Raw genomic sequence first — 17,190 nt, 5'->3', positions numbered from 1 at the left:
AAGGCTTTATATTCAAGAATAGAAAATCTCTGGTTATTGCCGGAGATTTTTTGTTTTACAGCGGCTTATTTTAAGCCGGATTGAAAAGATCGTTTACTGTTGGTGTTTTGTAATTTGGTCCGTTGTTTTGTACATAGGGGATATCCGTATTGATTCCACTGTGAATTTGTATATTTGCGACCGGTTTTTAATATACGAAACGCTATAATGTTCCAATTTTTACCCTTAGATCCAAAAACGGTTTTCCTACTTTATTTTTGGGGAAACTTGTTTGTTTGTATTCTAATTTTTAGTTATTCGTTGTCGTATGCTACTATTGAGAATAGAAAAAAATTAAAAACCTTTGGCTATGGTAAAATATTACTGACAATCGGGTGGGTATTCATTTTTTTAAGAAACATCGTTCCGGATTTCATCTCCATCAATATTGCCAATACAATCATTCTTTTGGGAGGTTGTTATGAAACGATTGCGATAATGTCCTTAACCAAAGCAAGATTTAAGAGGCGTTATCATTTTCAGGTTGGGATAACAATTGCAGCCCTGCTGGTTTTTAATATTGCTACGTTTTTAGAGAGTTCGATTAATACCCGTATTGTAATAATGTCTTTAGGGATATTTGCGATTTATTTACCGCCAACCATCAGCTATTTTACAGAAAAAGCCAATAATTTATTCCGGATTTTTTACCTGCTGTGTTATGTTGCATTTGAAATTTTAATCTTTTTACGGGCTGTTTATAGCTATATAAGCCCGCAAAAATATTTTTTCCGATACAGTACTTTTGATAGTTTGTACAGCATTGGTTTATTCCTGCTCACGCTTATCGGTACAGTCGGGTTTTTATTACTGGTAAAAGAGAAACAGGACCTTAAAATACAGAAACTTCTAAAAGATAAAAACTTATTCTTTTCCATAATTGCCCATGATCTGAAAGGGCCGTTGGGATCCTCACTGGTACTGTCGGAAATCATGGCGCAGGAAATTGAAGATTATACCCGGGAAGAAATTAAACAGATCACCGGAATGCTTCATGAATCGAACAAAAATATCTATAAGCTGCTTGAAAACCTGTTGGACTGGTCCAGGGTACAAACCGGGATGATCCAATACAATCCTCAAAAAGTGACATTAAATAGCCTGATCGAAGACAACGTAGCGCTCAATAAAAATACGGCATTGCATAAAAACATCGATCTTAGGTTTGAAGCGACAGAAACGATTATGGTTGAGTTGGATAAGGATATGATCGATACTGTTTTGCGAAACCTGCTGACAAATGCTATTAAATTTACAGACCAGCAAGGTGAAATTATAGTAACGATGCAAAAGATAAATCAAAAAGTTGAGGTGTCTATTACCGATAACGGTATTGGAATTCCGGATAGCATAAAAGAAAAGTTGTTTAAAATTAATGAAAAAGTCATCCAGAAAGGGACCGAAAATGAAATCGGGAACGGATTGGGCTTATTGCTTTGCAGTGAATTTATAAAAAGGCATCAGGGCGAAATCTGGGCCGAAAGCAAGCATGGGGAAGGAAGTACTTTTAAGTTTGTATTACCGTTGAAAGGCTAAAGCAGGAGTTTGATCTTGGACTACTGTTTAATTTTTGTTGCGCCGTTTTGGGATTGCTTTTGGAAGTAATTTTCAGGCATAAAAAAAAGTCCTGATTTTCATCAGAACTTTTTTGTGGGGAGAGCAGGATTCGAACCTGCGAAGACATAGTCAGCAGATTTACAGTCTGCCCTCGTTGGCCGCTTGAGTATCTCCCCGTTGGCTATTCAAGTGTTCTCCTTGATTATTTCGAGTGCAAATATAGGACTGTTTTTTTACTATGCAAACTTATTTCTAATATAATTTCTCACTTTTTTTTAAAGTATTGTTTCTTAGAGAAATAAAAAAATCTCCCGGAGGAGATTTTTTGGAGTGTGTCTTATTTTGTGCCTAAAAGCGCTAAAACTTTCGCTTTTAATTCGGCTCCTTTAAGGTCTTTTGCTACAATTTTTCCGCTGGCATCCAGGATAAATGTTTGCGGGATTGCTTTTACATTATATTGTTCCGCGATTGGATCCTGCCAGAATTTCAAATTCGAAACCTGTGTCCATGCTAATTTGTCTTTTGCAATAGCTTCTTTCCATTTTGCTGCATCCTGGTCTAATGATACTCCAATGATGTTTAATCCTTTTGCGTGTAGCTCATTGTATAATGCTACTACATTAGGGTTTTCAGCACGACAAGGACCGCACCATGAAGCCCAGAAATCGATGATGGTTACTTTTCCTAATGATTCTTTTAGGGAAACGGTTTTTCCTTCCGGATTTGGAGCAGAAAAGTCCGGTGCCATTTTTCCTACTTCAACAGCACTTTGTTTTGCAAGGAAATTTTTAACGGTATCCCCGTGCTGGTTGTTTTTCGCATCAGCGGTTAACAATTTGTAGTATTTCTCAATTTTATCAACCGGTAAAGACTGGAATTTTACAAAGTTTTCCAATAGCATTACTGATAAAAAGGAGTCCGGATGTTTCTGAATAAAATCTTCCGATTTTTGATTCATCTGATCCTGGTATACCATGAATTGTTTTCTAAGGGAATTTATAGTAACGGTATCGTTCGTTTGCTGTGCTGTAGCCATTCTTTGATTGTTAGCAATCTGGAATGCCTGCATTTTTTTATAAATTACTTTTGATTCGTCGTTATATTTTTGGAACTGGTCGTTTGTAACCGTTCCGGAAACTCTTGAATTACGAACAGAATCTTTTACAAATTCAACTTTAATTTTTCCATTTTCAAGTACAAAAGGGATCATATCGCCAATGTCCTGAATTCTTAAAAAGCAAAATTCCGGATGCTCGGATTTTCCTTTAAATTCGAATTTTCCATCTTTAACCTTTACAGTATCTTTAGATACAGGGCCTAAATCGCTTTGTGTGGCAATGATAACCATTTTGTCATTTTCTACACCTTTAGCTTCTCCAATAATGGTAAAACCATCATCTTTTTTACATGAAGCAAAAAATGCAGCAATTGATAGTACTAAAAAAAATTTCTTCATCTTTATTTTTAATTTGTTATGCTTACAAATGTATTTAAAAACTCCCTATAAGGGGAAGTAAAATATATTATTTTTAACAGTATGAAATGAAAAACCCCAAAATCTGAAGCTTCAAATTTTGGGGTTTCGGTTAGTTTAGTGTCGAAGGACAGACGAATTTCGTCAGCGGAACATTACTTTGTCTTATTCCGGATATTCCTTTTTCGACGTTTATCATATTGTGATATCCTCTTGCTTTCAGTATGGAAGCCATGATTACAGAACGGTAACCGCCGGCACAATGCAGGTAAAAATCAGCATTTTTAGGAACTTCGGCTAGTTGATCGTTTACAAAATCCAAAGGGATATTAATGGCACCTTCCACATGTTCGGCACTGAATTCTCCCGGTTTTCGGGCATCAATTACAGCCAGTCCGGACGTGTCCTTGTCTGCTGCAAACTGTTCCGGTGTGATGGAAATAATGGTATCTACTTCAAAACCGGCTGTTTTCCAGGTTTCGATGCCACCTTCCAGGTACCCCAGACAGTTGTCGAAACCTACGCGGGAAAGACGGGTAATTGTTTCTTTTTCTTTTCCTTCCGGCGCTACCAGAAGTATCGGTTGTTTAACATCCATTATTAAAGCGCCCACCCACGGGGCAAAGTTTCCCTGCAAACCGATGAATATAGACCCCGGTATGTGCTCTTTTATAAATTCATTTTCATGGCGAACATCTAAAATTAAAGCTTCAGATTGACCGGCAGCGGCTTTAAATGCAGCGGCACTCATTGGTGTGTTGGCTTTATTCATAACCGTTTCCAGGCTGTCATATCCCTGAATATTCATTAAAACATTCTGAGGGAAATAGGCCGGTGGTGCACCCAATCCGTCTAATAATTCTGCCGTGAACTCTTCTTTTGTCATGTTGGCCCGTAAAGCATAGTTTACTTTTTTCTGATTGCCCAAAGTGTCTGTTGTTTCTTTGCTCATGTTTTTACCGCAAGCACTTCCGGCACCGTGGTTCGGATAGACAATTAAATCGTCTGCCAAAGGCATTATTTTATTGCGCAACGAGTCAAACAGCATTCCGGCTAATTTTTCCTGAGTTAAATCGCTAACCAGTTTTTGTGCTAAATCCGGGCGGCCTACATCGCCTATGAACAACGTATCACCGGTGATGATACCGTGTTGTTTACCATTTTCATCCGTTAATAAATAACAGGTACTTTCAAGCGTGTGCCCCGGCGTATGAATCGCCTTAACGGTATAGTTGCCAATTTTAAATTCCTGATTGTCTTCGGCAATTATGGCTTCAAAATTTGGATTGGCTGTAGGTCCGTAAACGATTTTAGCGCCGGTTTTTTGTGCCAGATCCAAATGTCCGGAAACAAAATCGGCATGAAAATGCGTTTCAAAAATGTATTTAATGGAAGCGTTATCCTTAGCGGCTTTATCAATATAAGGTTGTACTTCACGTAGCGGATCAAAAATAGCGGCCTCACCATTACTTTCCAGATAGTATGCTGCATGAGCGATACATCCTGTATAAATCTGTTCTATTTTCATAATTGCATTTTTTTTATTAGGGTAAAGATAGGGTGTTGTCTTTTTTTACAGTGTGACTTTTGTCACATATGGAGGAATTCTTTCAGAAGAATGTAAACGGCCATAATTAAAACAAACCATCCAAAACCTTTTTTAAGCTGTGTTTCGTTAATATATTTATTTAAAAATATGCCTGCAAAGATACCAAAAACAGACAGTAAAGTAAATGTTAAAAGAAAATTCCAGTCTACATTCAGGTTTTCCAGATCACCGGTAAAACCAATGAGGGAATTGATGGCAATGATTAACAGGGAAGTACCAACGGCTTTCTTCATTGGGAGTCTGGCGAAAAAAACTAAGGTCGGGATGATTAAAAAACCACCGCCGGCACCCACCATCCCGATGAGTATGCCAATAAGGAATACCTGTGGAATCAGATAGCGGTAATTAATACTGCCGGAATTGCTTTCCGTATCGGATACTGCTGCTTTTTTTCGAAGCATGGCCATGGCGGCAAAAAACATGATTACGGCAAAAAGCGCCATTAAAAAAGTGTCTTTGGATAAAGTGAAACCAGAGGTGCTGATTATCGTTTCGGGTATGGCCGGAACCAGAAACCTGCGGGTAAGAAAAACAGCAATAAATGAGGGTATGGCAAACAGCACAGCTGTTTTTACAGCTACAAGCCCTTTGAAATAATTGCGGAATGCTCCGAAGGAGGAGGTTGTTCCTACTATAAACAGGGAATAGGCTGTTGCCGTTACCGGCTGGATTCCCAGTAAGTATACTAAAACGGGTACGGTCAGTATGGAACCGCCGCCGCCGGTAAGTCCTAAAACAAGTCCGATGCAAAAAGCACCGATATAGCCGAAAAATGATTCCATTTAGAAGGTCAGAATTTCAATTTTATTGCGGTGTAACTTAATTTTCTGCTCGTCTTCCAGATGCTTTAAAAGTCGGGAAATTACAACTCTTGAGGTGTTCATTTCGGAGGCGATTTCCTGATGGGTTGTCGCAATTTCGGTTGTGCCCAGCACTTTCGCTTTGTCGGTTATAAACTTATACAGGCGTTCGTCAAGATTCATAAAAGCAAGCGTATCGATGGCTTCCAGCATTTCCATTAACCGGATGTTGTAGCTCTCAAACACAAAGTTGCGCCAGGAAGGATATTTTATGACCCATTCCTCCATTTTGCCAATAGGGATCAAAACCATTTCGCCGTCGGTTTCGGCTACAGCCCTGATTTTGCTTTTGTTTTTCCCCATACAGCAGGTCAGGGTCATCGCACAGGTATCGCCGCGTTCTAAAAAGTACAGCAACAGTTCATCGCCGTTAGTGTCTTCGCGCATTATTTTGATAGCGCCTTTTAAAAGCAAAGGCATCCATTCAATATTTTCTCCTATCTCGATAAGATAATCGTCGGCTTTAAACTTCTTGTAACTGGAAACAGTGCTGATTTCTTCGAGCAGCTGTTCTTCAAAAATGTAGTCGTAGGATTCGAATAGGAGTGATTTCATGCCATATTTTTTGTAAAGGTATCTTTTTGGAATGTAATAAGTTGTAACTTTTGTTACAAGTTCGCTATTTTCTGCTAAAACGGAAATGTAGAATTCTGAAATCCGGATTGAAAAATAGGCGTTTAAATTATGTTAATTTATTAAGTATTTCGTTTTTGCTTCAATTTTAATGCCCTATATTTGTATGCTTTTTTATATAGCAAATTAACAAACAAACAAAAATAAGTTGTAAATTATTAAATAGTATGGCAACAGCACAAAAGCCGAAGGCTAGCATGTATGAAAATGTTAAGAACCAGTTTGAAAAAGCTGCTTCTGTGATGGGATTGGATGAGACTGTTAAAAAAATCCTTTCTGTTACAAATAACGAAATCGTAGTTCACTTTCCTGTGAAAATGGACAATGGAACGGTAGAAATGTTCACAGGTTACAGAGTACAACACAATAATGTTTTAGGTCCTTACAAAGGAGGTTTGCGTTACCACGCAACTGTAGATATCGATGCAGCAAGAGCATTAGCTACCTGGATGACCTGGAAAACATCTTTAGCTGGTCTTCCTTACGGAGGTGGTAAAGGTGGTATCCAGTTAGATCCTAAAAAATATTCTACTTCAGAATTAGAGCGTATTACCCGTCGTTTTGCGTATGCATTAGGTGATAATATCGGTCCTGAGCATGATATTCCTGCACCGGACGTTAACACGACTGCTCAGATGATGGCCTGGATTGCAGATACTTATATGTCTACAAAATCACCGGCTGAGCGTTCTAAAAACCAACACGTAGTTACAGGTAAACCTGTAGGTTCAGGAGGTTTGGAAGGAAGAGACAGAGCTACAGGATTTGGAGTAGTGGTTACTTTGGAGTCCTGGGCAAAATTGAGAGGAACTTCTTTAGAAGGGAAAAAATATATTGTTCAGGGATTTGGTAACGTAGGGTACTGGGCTGCACACTTTATGAACAAAAACGGAGCAATCCTTGTTGGTGTTCAGGATGCAACCGGAACAATCTATAACCCGGAAGGAATCGATCCGGAAGCTTTATTGCGTTTCCAGGCAGACAATAATACAATTTCCGGTTACAAAGGAACTCAGGATTATAAAGCAGAAGATTTCTTCGGAATTGACTGTGATATCATTATCCCGGCTGCTTTAGGAAACCAGATTACTGTTGAAAATGCAGATACAATCAAAGCTCAGGTAATTGCTGAAGGTGCTAACGGACCAACAGATACTGACGGAGAAGCAATCTTATTAGCGAAAGGTATCGAAATCATCCCGGACATTCTATGTAATTCAGGAGGTGTTATCGGAAGTTATTTCGAGTGGTTACAAAACCGTAACGGAGAAATCTGGACTATGGATGACGTAATCATCAAATTAAGAAAGAAACTGGAAGATGCTTTCAACAAAGTAGTTTTAACAGGAAGTCAGTACAAAACCGACTGGAGAACTGCAGCTTACATTCAAGCGTTAGCGCGTATTGAAATGGCTTACAAACAAAGAGGTATTTTCCCTTAATCGGGTAGAAATAATACAGAAAAAGCCACTCGGAAGAGTGGCTTTTTTTATGGTTATATGTATTATTTTAAACCACCCTGGAAATGGCTAGGAAAAACCAGCCCAAAAACAGCAACATACCGCCAAGGGGTGTTATTGGTCCCAGGAATTTCAGCTTTTTACCGCCAATGCTGCTCAGGCACAAACCGTATATGCTGAATGAAAATAAAAAAGTACCGGCGATAAAAAAGAATGCCGTTAACGATTCGGTAGTTTTGGTGAAAGCAAAAAACTGACTGATAAAAACCAATGCCAGTGCATGATACATTTGGTATTTTACTCCGGTTTCAAAATTTTTCAGGGTTTCCGTGTTCATTTTCTTTTTGAGGATATGGGCGCCAAAAGCACCAAAAATGACAGCAAGACCTCCATAACAAGCGCCTATTGTTAGTACGGTATCTTTCATAAAATAAATTTTTGGGGATTAAAAATATAATGTAATTACTACAAATATACTATTCTTCAGGTAAATCATAGTATAATAAAATCCTAAAAAGGCATTTCTTATCTTTGCAGCATGAATGGGAAATCATATAATAAAACCAATTTTTTTAAACACACTTTCTGCGTTTTTACTGAAGTAGCTTCAAATGAGGTAAGCGCTATACAGACGAATTATAAAAGTAAATCGGGCAGTAGCTATTATTTTACGGAAGAAGGTGTTTACCGCTATTCCAATCATTGGGGAAGAGCCGCAAATTGCCGATGGCGTTTGCTGCCTTTAGCCACGACTGACGGAACAAGGGAGCGTATCGGGTATGCAAAATGGAGTGATTTCTATCCCAATAATGATTCGGATAATTTGTTTTATATAACTGTCGATTTTACAAGCGGAGCGGCTGTTTTTGAACACAAATCCAATCCTTTATATGATGGTAAGGCAGTATTGCGCAATGCAGCCGAAACCACAAAATACATGCAGCAGATCCGGAAGTTATTTGAAAGTGAAGCCTGGGCAAAATACCTGGAATATGATGATCTGAATGCTCTTCGGGAAACCATTATTAACGAACTGCTGACCACTAATAAAACACTACAGCAAATAAAAAGCAGATTACTGATATGAGCCGTCAAAACGAGGAAAACAGAAAAAAGCACAGTAAAAAGATCCAGCATAAAAAGGTAAAAGAACAAAATGCTGCACAGTTGCGAAAAGAGAAATTAAAAGAAATATTAAAAAAATTCCAATCCGAATAATCATGACCGAAAAATGTTATTGTTGTTCCGGCCTGCTTTTCCGGGATTGCTGCGAACCGTATGTAAAAGGTATTAAAAAGGCTCCCACAGCCGAAGCACTGATGCGGTCCCGGTATTCGGCTTATGCAGTACATGCGGTTGACTATTTACTGGATACAACGCATATTTCCCAGCGAAAATACCATTCTAAAAAGGACATACAGCAATGGGCTGTTTCGAACCAGTGGCTGAAATTGGAAATAATTAAAGCAACGGAAAATACGGTGGAGTTTAAAGCTTACTTTTTAGATGCGTTGTTACAGCCCCAGGTACATCATGAAAAATCGACTTTTAAGCAGCAAAACGGAAGCTGGTTTTATGTGGACGGAAAGTTCTATTAATAATCTTCTGGTATACTGCCTAAGTACTCGCTGTTAAACAAAGGTTTCGAACAGTCTTTTATTCAGTATTTGCTGCGTTACAAATTTTCCGTTCAGAAAAACACTGTGAATTGTAAAAGGGACAAAATGGTTTTGTGCCTGTTCCCGCGTTGTTATTTTGTGAATCGTAATCGGGTAACCTTTTTCCAGGGCAGCGTTTTTTGTTTCTTCATTTACATAATATTCCGTAAACGGACAGGCATTTGTATAATATACCGCAATGCCTTTTGAAGTGTCGCATTCCCCTTTTTTGCAGCAGTCTTTAAATTTTGGAATTGCTGCGTTTTCCCGTAATGGTTTGTACCAGAGCTCAAAATAGGGAAGTGCCGTATCGGCCAATAGAAATCCCAGTTTTGCAAAGAATTTTTTGTCGGACATATACGGTTGTTTTTTTGCAGCGGTAATGACCACAATGCCATCTTTGTCCTTACAGTCGTTGACGCATTCCTGAAATAATGCTTTACCGTATCCCTGACCTTTAAACTGACCGGAAACCCAGAAACAGTTGATCAGCATATAATTTGGCGCGTGAACAGGAGCCCAGGCTTTTTCTGCCGGGACATATTCAATAAAAACTTTACCGCTCACATCGAATTTCTTAAAAATATAGCCCTCTTTAAACTGCGAAGTAAGCCATTCTTTCTTTGCCGCATAGCCGCTGGATAATTTCTTATCACTAATGGCGCAGCAAATGTGCTCTTTGGAAATATTTTCGGCTGTGAGGGTAATGATATTCATAACTACTTGATTGAAAAATAGTCAAAGGCTGCTTTTGAAATTGCGGCAATGATCTTGTTGTTAGTGGTGTCACTTTCCATGGAATCACTAACAAAAACGGCTATGGCAAATGCCTGTCCGCCGGGAAGGTATACAATCCCGATGTCGTTTTCGGCGGCTTTAAGCCCGGTTTCTTTCCGGAAGGAACTTCCGGTTTTGTGTGCCACAACTACGTTTTGAGGCAACAGCCCTTTTATTTTATCCGGTCCGGTTTTGGTTCCCTGTAACACGTTTAACAGGTAGTCATAGGATGTTGGCGATAACACCTGAAGCTGGTAGAATTTCTTAAGCAGTAAAACCGCAGCAAACGGAGTGGTCGTATTCAGGTATTGGTTTTCCCATTTTTCATGCATTTCGGCTTCCGTTGCCTGAATACTGGTATTCGGGATTTTCAGGCTTTTGATGTAACGGTCCACCTTTTTAGTACCGCCAGCCAGGCGAAACAGTATGTCGCAGGCATTATTGTCGCTTAAAGAAACCGTATAGCTGATTAGTTCACTCAATTTGATATTGATGTTGCCATAAGGATAATTCTCCCGTAACGGGCTATGTGTGTTTTCCAGTAAATCCGATTTTTTTACGAATATTTCCTGATCCAGCCTTAATTTCCCTTTATCAACCTGGTGTAAAATGGCCAATGCCAAATGGAATTTATACACACTCATGGTCGGGAAATGATGCGTATTGTTGATCGTTAGCGTATCGTTATTGGTCAGGTTATAGATACCTACACCCACAGTAGCTTTTTTGTCTTTAATAATCTCATTGATCTGAGCCCTTAAGTTAGTTGTCTGAGCAGAAGCGTTTAGGGCAAGTGATAAGGTAAGGAGGATGGAAAAGCGCTTGCGGAGATTCATTGGAATGGCGTATTTGGGATGTGTAAAGTATCAAATTTACAATTATTTATTCTGTTTTTTTAATGTCAGCAGCCAAAAAATAAGCGCAATACTGCTAAATCCGGCTCCTAAAAGGCAAACGCCACTCCAGCCGGATTTTTTTGTAATGCCAGTGTGGCAGTTACTCTGGAGTAGTTTTTGAGAACAATATGAAAATCAGAATAGGGCATAAAAAAACCTTTTAGTTCAACTAAAAGGTTTTTTTAAATTTTATAAGGAATTCCGGCTTACAGTTTGTTCATGTTTCCGGCTAAAGTTTCGATAAATTTACCGATAGGTCCTTTTACCATCATGGCCATCATCGGGTTAAATTCTCCTGTGAAAAGCAATTGAACTTCCGAGGTGTTTGCAGTAAGGGCATTAATATTTGCCGTTAAAGTGAAAGGCAGTTTATCGCTGGCAGCTCCTAAAACAACTTTGTTTGGGGCTACTTTATCTTTCATTTTTAATTTAATTTCCGGCATACCTTTTAAACCGAAAATAAAAGCGTTTTCATCCAATACTTCGAATTTAGCTATATTTTCAGGCATTAATTTCTCGAAATTCTTAACATCTGTTAAAGAATCGAATAGGTACTCGGCTGATTTCTCTACGTTAACTTTTGGACTTTCTAAATTCATATATAAGTATCGTTAGTGCTTTTTATGCTTGATTAAACTTCAATTCCCCAGGTTGAAGGGCTTTTACGCCATTCTTTTAAGGTTTCATGTTCTTCTTCGGTAATGTATTTTTTGGCAACTGCTTCTTCCAGTAAGGTGTCGTAGTTCCCCAAAGTATAGAGGTTAACGTTGGCATCTTTGAAATTTTCAGTAGCAATTTCAAAACCATACGTAAAAATGGCCACCATACCTTTTACATTTGCACCGGCTTCTTTTAAAGCTTCAACAGCCATAAGGCTGCTTTTTCCGGTACTGATCAGGTCTTCCACCACAACCACGTTCTGGCCTTTTTGTAAAAAGCCTTCTACCTGATTTTGTCTTCCGTGTTTTTTAGGTTCCGGACGAACATAAACAAATGGTAAACCTAAATATTCTGCAACCAATATACCAATGCCAATGGCTCCGGTTGCTACTCCGGCTATTACATCCGGTTTTCCAAACTCTTTTTCAATGTTTTTCGCAAATTCCTCACGGATATAATTTCTTATCGGTGGAAATGAGAGGGTTATACGGTTGTCGCAATAAATAGGCGACTTCCATCCAGAAGCCCATGTAAAAGGATTTTTTGGATTTAATTTAATTGCGTTTATTTGTAAAAGCAATTCGGCAGTTTTTTTAGCTGTGTCTGTATTAAAAATCATAGTACAAATGTATAAAGTTTTTGTGAACGACAAACCACTTTTCTTGACAAATGAAATTGTTAAAGAAACCGATTTTCAACTTTTTCTTTTGGAAAGTGTTGATATAAAGCAAGTTATTGTTAAAATGTTTCAAAACAAAATTCAGAAAGCTTTTTTATACTATCCGGACGAAAAGGAAATCCTGAAGAAACTCAAGGAGAAGATTCCGGTAGTAAAAGCGGGCGGCGGATTAGTGTATAACCGGAAAGGAGAGGTACTTTTTATCTTTAGAAACGGCAAATGGGACCTTCCCAAAGGCGGAATCGAGAAAAAAGAAGAGATCGAACAAACGGCCATGCGCGAAGTGGAAGAAGAAACCGGTGTTGACGGTTTGAAAATTACGCAGAAGTTACAGAAAACCTATCATGTTTTTAAGCGCAACGGGCGGTATAAGCTGAAAGTAACCCATTGGTTTGAGATGAAAACCAATTTTGAAGGGATACCACAGGGGCAAATTGAAGAAGGTATTGAAAAAGTTGCCTGGCTGAAACCGGATGAGGTGAAAGAAGCGCTGACCAATTCCTATGAAAATATTAAGCTGTTGTTTCAGGCAGAAAAAGTTTTATAAACAAAAAACCAGAGCATTGCTCTGGTTTTTTATTGGTTTTATTTCATGATGCGGTATACCGGATACTGCAGGTGTGATTTCTCGTAATATTTAGAGTTTTTATAGACCCAGTCCAGTTGGGCGTCACCGCTGCTTTCAAATTTAGGATCGCTTTTTCTCTTTTTTTCCAGTGCTGCTCTCAGTTCCGGGTTTTCATCCAGTAACTGTTTTGCCACATCTTCAAATACATAAGGAGAGTAGTATTCCTTTTGCTGTAAAACGGCATCAAAGAAATTCCAGTTGAAATAGGAATCAACAGCTTCCGGTTCTAAAGTTTCCAACAGGAATTTTACATTTTTCTGCTGGGTGGCAATCAGGTAATCCCCTTTTTTAAACGTAACGGGCTTTTTTTCAACGGTAACCGTAGTGTTGGAATGGCCGTAATGACCTTCAAAAGCACTGTTTCCGGTTTTATAATCGGCTATTCTGTAGCTTTCCACAGTAATGAGCGTATCCTGTTTCAGCTGTTTCATTTCAATGTTATTCAGTTTCAGCAGGTCCAGAACATTCCACCATTGTTTCGGGATCACATAATATTCCGGAATAGTAACCTGCTTTTTAGGTTTGTAAACTTCATAATAGGGAATCATCTTTTTGAATGGTTTGGAACGGTCGTAATACAATCTCGGTTTGCCGGAAACAGCACTGGCTTTGTATTTGCCTTCATATCCTAAGAACGGGATTTGGGTTACTTTGGCCGAATCGATTTCCCATTCTACCGTATATTTTTGGTCTGGCGTATAGCTGGCAAGGGTTTCTTTCCGGATTTTCTTAATCGTCTGGAAGTTTTTATCGGTATAGTTTAAGGTAGTTATCATGTATTCGTACGTCACCTTTACACGGTCGCTGTATTTTTTTAGCATGTGGGTTTCCACCATGGCTCCGAAGGAATTGAACATTGCGGCATAACCGGTAGAAAAACGGGCTGTTTCCATGTTTTTGGCAAAGCCGTTTTCGGGTGTTTTATTGTAAATATTCACATAAGGAACCGGTTCAATTTTTTTGGACTGCAGGTCTTTTAAAATGGCGGGATACATATCGGTATTGAAATATGTCCCGGCAGTACCGCCTAATTTCTGATAATGTGTGGAAATATAGGTTAATGTATATTGATAATCGGCACCGTTGCTAACATGGTTGTCGATAAAAACATCCGGATAAACCAATTGGAAGATTTCCGCAAAACTACGGGCATTTCGGGTATCCGATTTAACAAAATCCCGATTCAGGTCATAATTCCGGGCATTTCCGCGGAATCCGAATTCTTCCGGTCCGTTTTGGTTAACGCGGGAAGTTGAATTTCTGTTTAAGGCTCCGCCGATATTGTAAATCGGAATGGCTACGACAACCGTGTTTTTGGGAGCAGTGATTTTTCCGGTAGCCAGATCCCGGAACAGCATCATGGTAGCATCTATACCGTCCGGTTCTCCGGGATGTATTCCGTTGTTGATTAAAAGAACGGCTTTATTTTTCTGTATTTCCGGAAAGTCGAAGTTTTTTCCGGGATTAAACGTAACAATATGCAACGGTTCGCCGCTGTCTGTTTGCCCCATGGTTTTCATGGCAATGGTTTCAAAATTCTGATCCAGTAACTGGAAATAGGCAATGGTCTCTTCATAGGTTGCCGTCTGGTTGCCATTTCCTTTTTCATAAGGTGTCGGAAATTTTTGCTGTGCCATTGTCGGAAGGGAATGCAGGAAGGGGAGGATCAGTAGAATTTTTATGAATTTCATTTTATATCCGGGTGTTTTTTGTGATATTTTTATAAAAGGGGTTTGTTTTTTAGGTATTCTGTTTTTTTATCGTTAGCTTAGTGTTGCTTAATCAATTAAAAAATAAAAATATGAAAAAAATTACTCTTTTATGCTTGTTTTTTTTAATGTCTTTTGCAGTTGAGGCGCAAATTGTGCTCACACATTCTAATTCGCAGGCAATCAATGGAAATACAGTAGCTTGTGGTAACAGTACTACGGCAACATCCAGTGACAACAGGTATTACAGAAGTTTTAACCTGAATGCATTGGGGGTTACGGCTGCTTTTAATTTGTCGGCGATCCAGTTTGGCGTTAATTCCCTGACCGGAGCCAGCAGTTATGTAGTGACCGTTAAGGCATACAGTACAACGGCTGCTTTCCCTGCAGGGTTCCCGAATACCGGATATACTTTGTTAGGACAGGCGGATTATACCGTTCAGACTGCAAATGTGGGTACTATTGTTTCCGTTCCGTTAACGGCTACAGTTCCTGCAAATGCAACGTTAATCGTGGAAGTAGGATATGCCGCAGCGGCAACCGGATCCGGTATCCGAATCATTTTAGGATCCAATTCGGCCGGACAAACAGGACCAAGCTATATTGCTTCGACTACCTGTTCGATAACAACGCCAACAGATGTGGCAGCGGTGGGAACCGGTTTTCCAAATGTACACATGGTTATCAATGCGGTAGGAACGACATTGGGTGTTAATGAATTTGCCTCAAAATCAGTAATGGTTTATCCTAATCCGACGTCAGGATTGTTTACAGTAGAGCTGCCAAACGAATTGGAGATCCAGAAAGCAACGCTGGTTGATATCACCGGTAAACAATTTGCTTTAAAAACCAATACAGGAAGCAAAATTGATATTTCCGGTTTTGCAACGGGTGTTTACCTGTTGAATCTGGAAACGGCTGAAGGAAACTTAGTGAAAAAAATCGTGAAACAGTAAACGTTTCCCGCATGACAAAAAGTAAAGAAGCGCCCGGACAGGCGCTTCTTTTTTATTTTATTTTTACCGAATCCGGTACTAAAACAGTATAATCACCGCCGTTACGGATAACATCGCGGACAATGCTGGAACTGATATAGGAAGTACTGGCGGCCGTTAATAGAAATACCGTTTCAATATGGGATAACTTTCTGTTGGTATGGGCAATTGCTTTTTCAAATTCAAAATCCGCTGGATTGCGAAGTCCACGGAGAATAAACTGTGCGTTTAACTTCTGGCACAGGTCAATTGTTAATCCCTGATAGGTCACTACCGAAACTTTCGGTTCATTTTGAAAAGCATCTTCAATGAATTTTTGACGCGTTTCTAAAGAGAACATGTATTTTTTTTCGGCATTGACCCCAATGGCGACGATGATTTCATCAAATAGCGGAAGGGCTCTTTTAATAATATCATAATGTCCCAGAGTGATCGGGTCGAATGAACCGGGAAATATTGCTTTTCTCATTTGGTTGGTTTTTTGCGTTGGAATTATTGTAATGCTAATACGATAGCATTGTCAAACAATTCGGTTAGAGAAATTCCTGCTGCTTTTGCCTGTTGCGGTAAAATACTTTCGGTTGTTAATCCGGGAATCGTATTCATTTCCAGCATATACGGTTCGTCGTTAACAATGATAAACTCACTACGGGAAAAACCTTTCATTTTTAAAACATCATAGGCGCGTTTGGCTACCGCGCTTACTTTTTCGGTCATTTCCGGTGAAATTCTTGCCGGAGTGATTTCCTGGGATTTGCCCAGGTATTTTGCTTCATAATCAAAGAAATCATTTTCGGAAACGATTTCCGTTATCGGAAGTACCGTAGTCACCCCTTTATAGTTGATTACACCCACCGAAACTTCGGTTCCGTCCAGAAAGCTTTCAATGATAATTTCGTTATCTTCTTTATAGGCGTTTGCAATTGCCGGTAATAATTCTTCCACCGACTTTACTTTGGAAATTCCAAAGCTGGAACCGGCTTTATTTGGCTTTACAAAACAAGGCAGCCCTACGGTTTTGATGATTGTTTGTTCATCAATGCTATCGCCTTCGTTTAGGTAAAAAGAAGTAGCCGTTTTGATGCCGTATGGTTTTAATACAGATAGTAAATCTCTTTTGTTAAACGTTAAAGCAGCCTGGTAATAATCGCAGGACGTTTGCGGAATACCTAATAATTCAAAATAAGCCTGCATTAAACCGTCTTCGCCCGGAGTTCCGTGTATCGCATTGAAAACCACATCAAATTGTAATTTTACACCTTTATACTCCACAGAGAAATCATGACGGTTTACCGGAAATTCAGCATCATTTTCGTCTACCATTACCCATTTGTCCTTAAAAATATGGATGCGGTAGGCGTTGTATTTTGACTGGTCCAGAAATTTATAGACTACATTTCCACTTGTTAAAGAGATTTGATATTCACTGGAATATCCTCCCATAATAATGGCAACATTTTTCATTTTGCTACGTTTGAATTATTAGTTAAGTATATTACAAAAGTATTATTATTTGTTGAATCATTCCGGATTGAATAATAAAATATAAGGCTTTA

The 17,190-nt window shown here is 39.0% G+C and carries 19 protein-coding genes and 1 tRNA gene; 7 read left to right on the top strand and 13 right to left on the bottom strand.

Annotated features, from left to right (window positions below; genetic code table 11):
- Window positions 1-300 precede the first annotated feature (300 nt).
- Window positions 301-1,575 carry a sensor histidine kinase gene (locus tag BGO42_RS09375; RefSeq protein ID WP_273246860.1) on the top strand — a complete coding sequence of 425 codons (1,275 nt, stop codon included), beginning with the start codon at window positions 301-303 and terminating at the stop codon, window positions 1,573-1,575.
- 115 nt (window positions 1,576-1,690) lie between these two features.
- On the opposite strand, the gene BGO42_RS09370 is transcribed toward BGO42_RS09375, so the two are convergent.
- The 5 genes from BGO42_RS09370 to BGO42_RS09350 all read right to left on the bottom strand — a co-directional run bounded on the left by BGO42_RS09370 (window position 1,691) and on the right by BGO42_RS09350 (window position 6,094).
- Window positions 1,691-1,772, bottom strand: a tRNA-Tyr gene (locus tag BGO42_RS09370).
- 161 nt (window positions 1,773-1,933) lie between these two features.
- A complete protein-coding gene (locus BGO42_RS09365; protein WP_273246861.1) occupies window positions 1,934-3,052 on the bottom strand; it encodes a TlpA disulfide reductase family protein in 1,119 nt (372 codons plus the stop codon).
- A gap of 130 nt (window positions 3,053-3,182) precedes the next feature.
- Window positions 3,183-4,598 carry an MBL fold metallo-hydrolase gene (locus BGO42_RS09360; protein ID WP_273246862.1) on the bottom strand — a complete coding sequence of 472 codons (1,416 nt, stop codon included), beginning with the start codon at window positions 4,596-4,598 and terminating at the stop codon, window positions 3,183-3,185.
- A 62-nt stretch (window positions 4,599-4,660) separates the two neighbouring features.
- Window positions 4,661-5,461 (bottom strand): sulfite exporter TauE/SafE family protein, encoded by an 801-nt coding sequence (locus BGO42_RS09355; protein WP_273246863.1) that lies wholly within the window; start codon window positions 5,459-5,461, stop codon window positions 4,661-4,663.
- The gene (locus BGO42_RS09350; protein WP_273246864.1) at window positions 5,462-6,094 is read right to left on the bottom strand and encodes a Crp/Fnr family transcriptional regulator; all 633 of its coding nucleotides are present in this window, start codon (window positions 6,092-6,094) and stop codon (window positions 5,462-5,464) included.
- Window positions 6,095-6,339: 245 nt separating this feature from the next.
- On the opposite strand from BGO42_RS09350, the gene BGO42_RS09345 reads away from it, so the two are divergent.
- Window positions 6,340-7,614, top strand: coding sequence for a Glu/Leu/Phe/Val family dehydrogenase (locus BGO42_RS09345; RefSeq protein ID WP_177733672.1), 1,275 nt, complete (start codon window positions 6,340-6,342; stop codon window positions 7,612-7,614).
- Window positions 7,615-7,681: 67 nt separating this feature from the next.
- Here the strand turns inward: BGO42_RS09345 and BGO42_RS09340 are convergent, their stop codons facing one another.
- Window positions 7,682-8,059 carry a DUF423 domain-containing protein gene (locus BGO42_RS09340; RefSeq protein ID WP_273246865.1) on the bottom strand — a complete coding sequence of 126 codons (378 nt, stop codon included), beginning with the start codon at window positions 8,057-8,059 and terminating at the stop codon, window positions 7,682-7,684.
- Window positions 8,060-8,170: 111 nt separating this feature from the next.
- Between BGO42_RS09340 and BGO42_RS09335 the strand changes: the two genes are divergently transcribed.
- The 3 genes from BGO42_RS09335 to BGO42_RS09325 are packed head-to-tail and all read left to right on the top strand — an operon-like array spanning window position 8,171 to window position 9,230.
- Entirely contained in the window at window positions 8,171-8,719 is a 549-nt protein-coding gene (locus BGO42_RS09335; protein WP_273246866.1) for a hypothetical protein, read from the top strand.
- A complete protein-coding gene (locus tag BGO42_RS09330) occupies window positions 8,716-8,850 on the top strand; it encodes a hypothetical protein (RefSeq protein WP_273246867.1) in 135 nt (44 codons plus the stop codon). The genes BGO42_RS09335 and BGO42_RS09330 overlap by 4 nt, the downstream gene beginning before the upstream one ends.
- 2 nt (window positions 8,851-8,852) lie before the next feature.
- The gene (locus BGO42_RS09325) at window positions 8,853-9,230 is read left to right on the top strand and encodes a YchJ family protein (protein WP_273246868.1); all 378 of its coding nucleotides are present in this window, start codon (window positions 8,853-8,855) and stop codon (window positions 9,228-9,230) included.
- A gap of 33 nt (window positions 9,231-9,263) precedes the next feature.
- Here the strand turns inward: BGO42_RS09325 and BGO42_RS09320 are convergent, their stop codons facing one another.
- The 4 genes from BGO42_RS09320 to pyrE all read right to left on the bottom strand — a co-directional run bounded on the left by BGO42_RS09320 (window position 9,264) and on the right by pyrE (window position 12,242).
- Window positions 9,264-10,007: a GNAT family N-acetyltransferase gene (locus BGO42_RS09320; protein ID WP_273246869.1), complete on the bottom strand. Its 744-nt coding sequence runs from the start codon at window positions 10,005-10,007 to the stop codon at window positions 9,264-9,266.
- A 2-nt stretch (window positions 10,008-10,009) separates the two neighbouring features.
- Window positions 10,010-10,903 carry a class A beta-lactamase, subclass A2 gene (gene bla / locus BGO42_RS09315; RefSeq protein ID WP_273246870.1) on the bottom strand — a complete coding sequence of 298 codons (894 nt, stop codon included), beginning with the start codon at window positions 10,901-10,903 and terminating at the stop codon, window positions 10,010-10,012.
- 266 nt (window positions 10,904-11,169) lie between these two features.
- Window positions 11,170-11,562, bottom strand: coding sequence for an SRPBCC family protein (locus tag BGO42_RS09310; protein ID WP_177733687.1), 393 nt, complete (start codon window positions 11,560-11,562; stop codon window positions 11,170-11,172).
- A 32-nt stretch (window positions 11,563-11,594) separates the two neighbouring features.
- Complete coding sequence (pyrE, locus tag BGO42_RS09305) at window positions 11,595-12,242, bottom strand: orotate phosphoribosyltransferase (RefSeq protein ID WP_273246871.1); 648 nt, start codon at window positions 12,240-12,242, stop codon at window positions 11,595-11,597.
- 7 nt (window positions 12,243-12,249) lie between these two features.
- Between pyrE and BGO42_RS09300 the strand changes: the two genes are divergently transcribed.
- A complete protein-coding gene (locus BGO42_RS09300) occupies window positions 12,250-12,849 on the top strand; it encodes an NUDIX hydrolase (protein WP_177733691.1) in 600 nt (199 codons plus the stop codon).
- 38 nt (window positions 12,850-12,887) lie between these two features.
- Here BGO42_RS09300 and BGO42_RS09295 read toward each other — a convergent pair whose 3' ends face one another.
- Window positions 12,888-14,621: a M14 family metallopeptidase gene (locus BGO42_RS09295; RefSeq protein WP_273246872.1), complete on the bottom strand. Its 1,734-nt coding sequence runs from the start codon at window positions 14,619-14,621 to the stop codon at window positions 12,888-12,890.
- Between the two features lie 110 nt (window positions 14,622-14,731).
- Here BGO42_RS09295 and BGO42_RS09290 point away from each other — a divergent pair, with 110 nt between their 5' ends.
- Entirely contained in the window at window positions 14,732-15,595 is an 864-nt protein-coding gene (locus BGO42_RS09290) for a T9SS type A sorting domain-containing protein (protein ID WP_273246873.1), read from the top strand.
- A gap of 52 nt (window positions 15,596-15,647) precedes the next feature.
- Here BGO42_RS09290 and coaD read toward each other — a convergent pair whose 3' ends face one another.
- Both coaD and BGO42_RS09280 read right to left on the bottom strand, forming a co-directional pair.
- A complete protein-coding gene (gene coaD, locus BGO42_RS09285) occupies window positions 15,648-16,103 on the bottom strand; it encodes a pantetheine-phosphate adenylyltransferase (RefSeq protein ID WP_177733697.1) in 456 nt (151 codons plus the stop codon).
- Window positions 16,104-16,126: 23 nt separating this feature from the next.
- Entirely contained in the window at window positions 16,127-17,098 is a 972-nt protein-coding gene (locus BGO42_RS09280) for a D-alanine--D-alanine ligase (RefSeq protein ID WP_273246874.1), read from the bottom strand.
- Between the last annotated feature and the right edge of the window lie 92 nt (window positions 17,099-17,190).

This window comes from Flavobacterium sp. 40-81 (assembly GCF_001898245.1).
GTDB lineage: Bacteria > Bacteroidota > Bacteroidia > Flavobacteriales > Flavobacteriaceae > Flavobacterium > Flavobacterium inviolabile.
The sequence above is the reverse complement of the archived record's forward strand: the minus strand, read 5'-3'. Positions and strand labels throughout refer to the sequence as shown.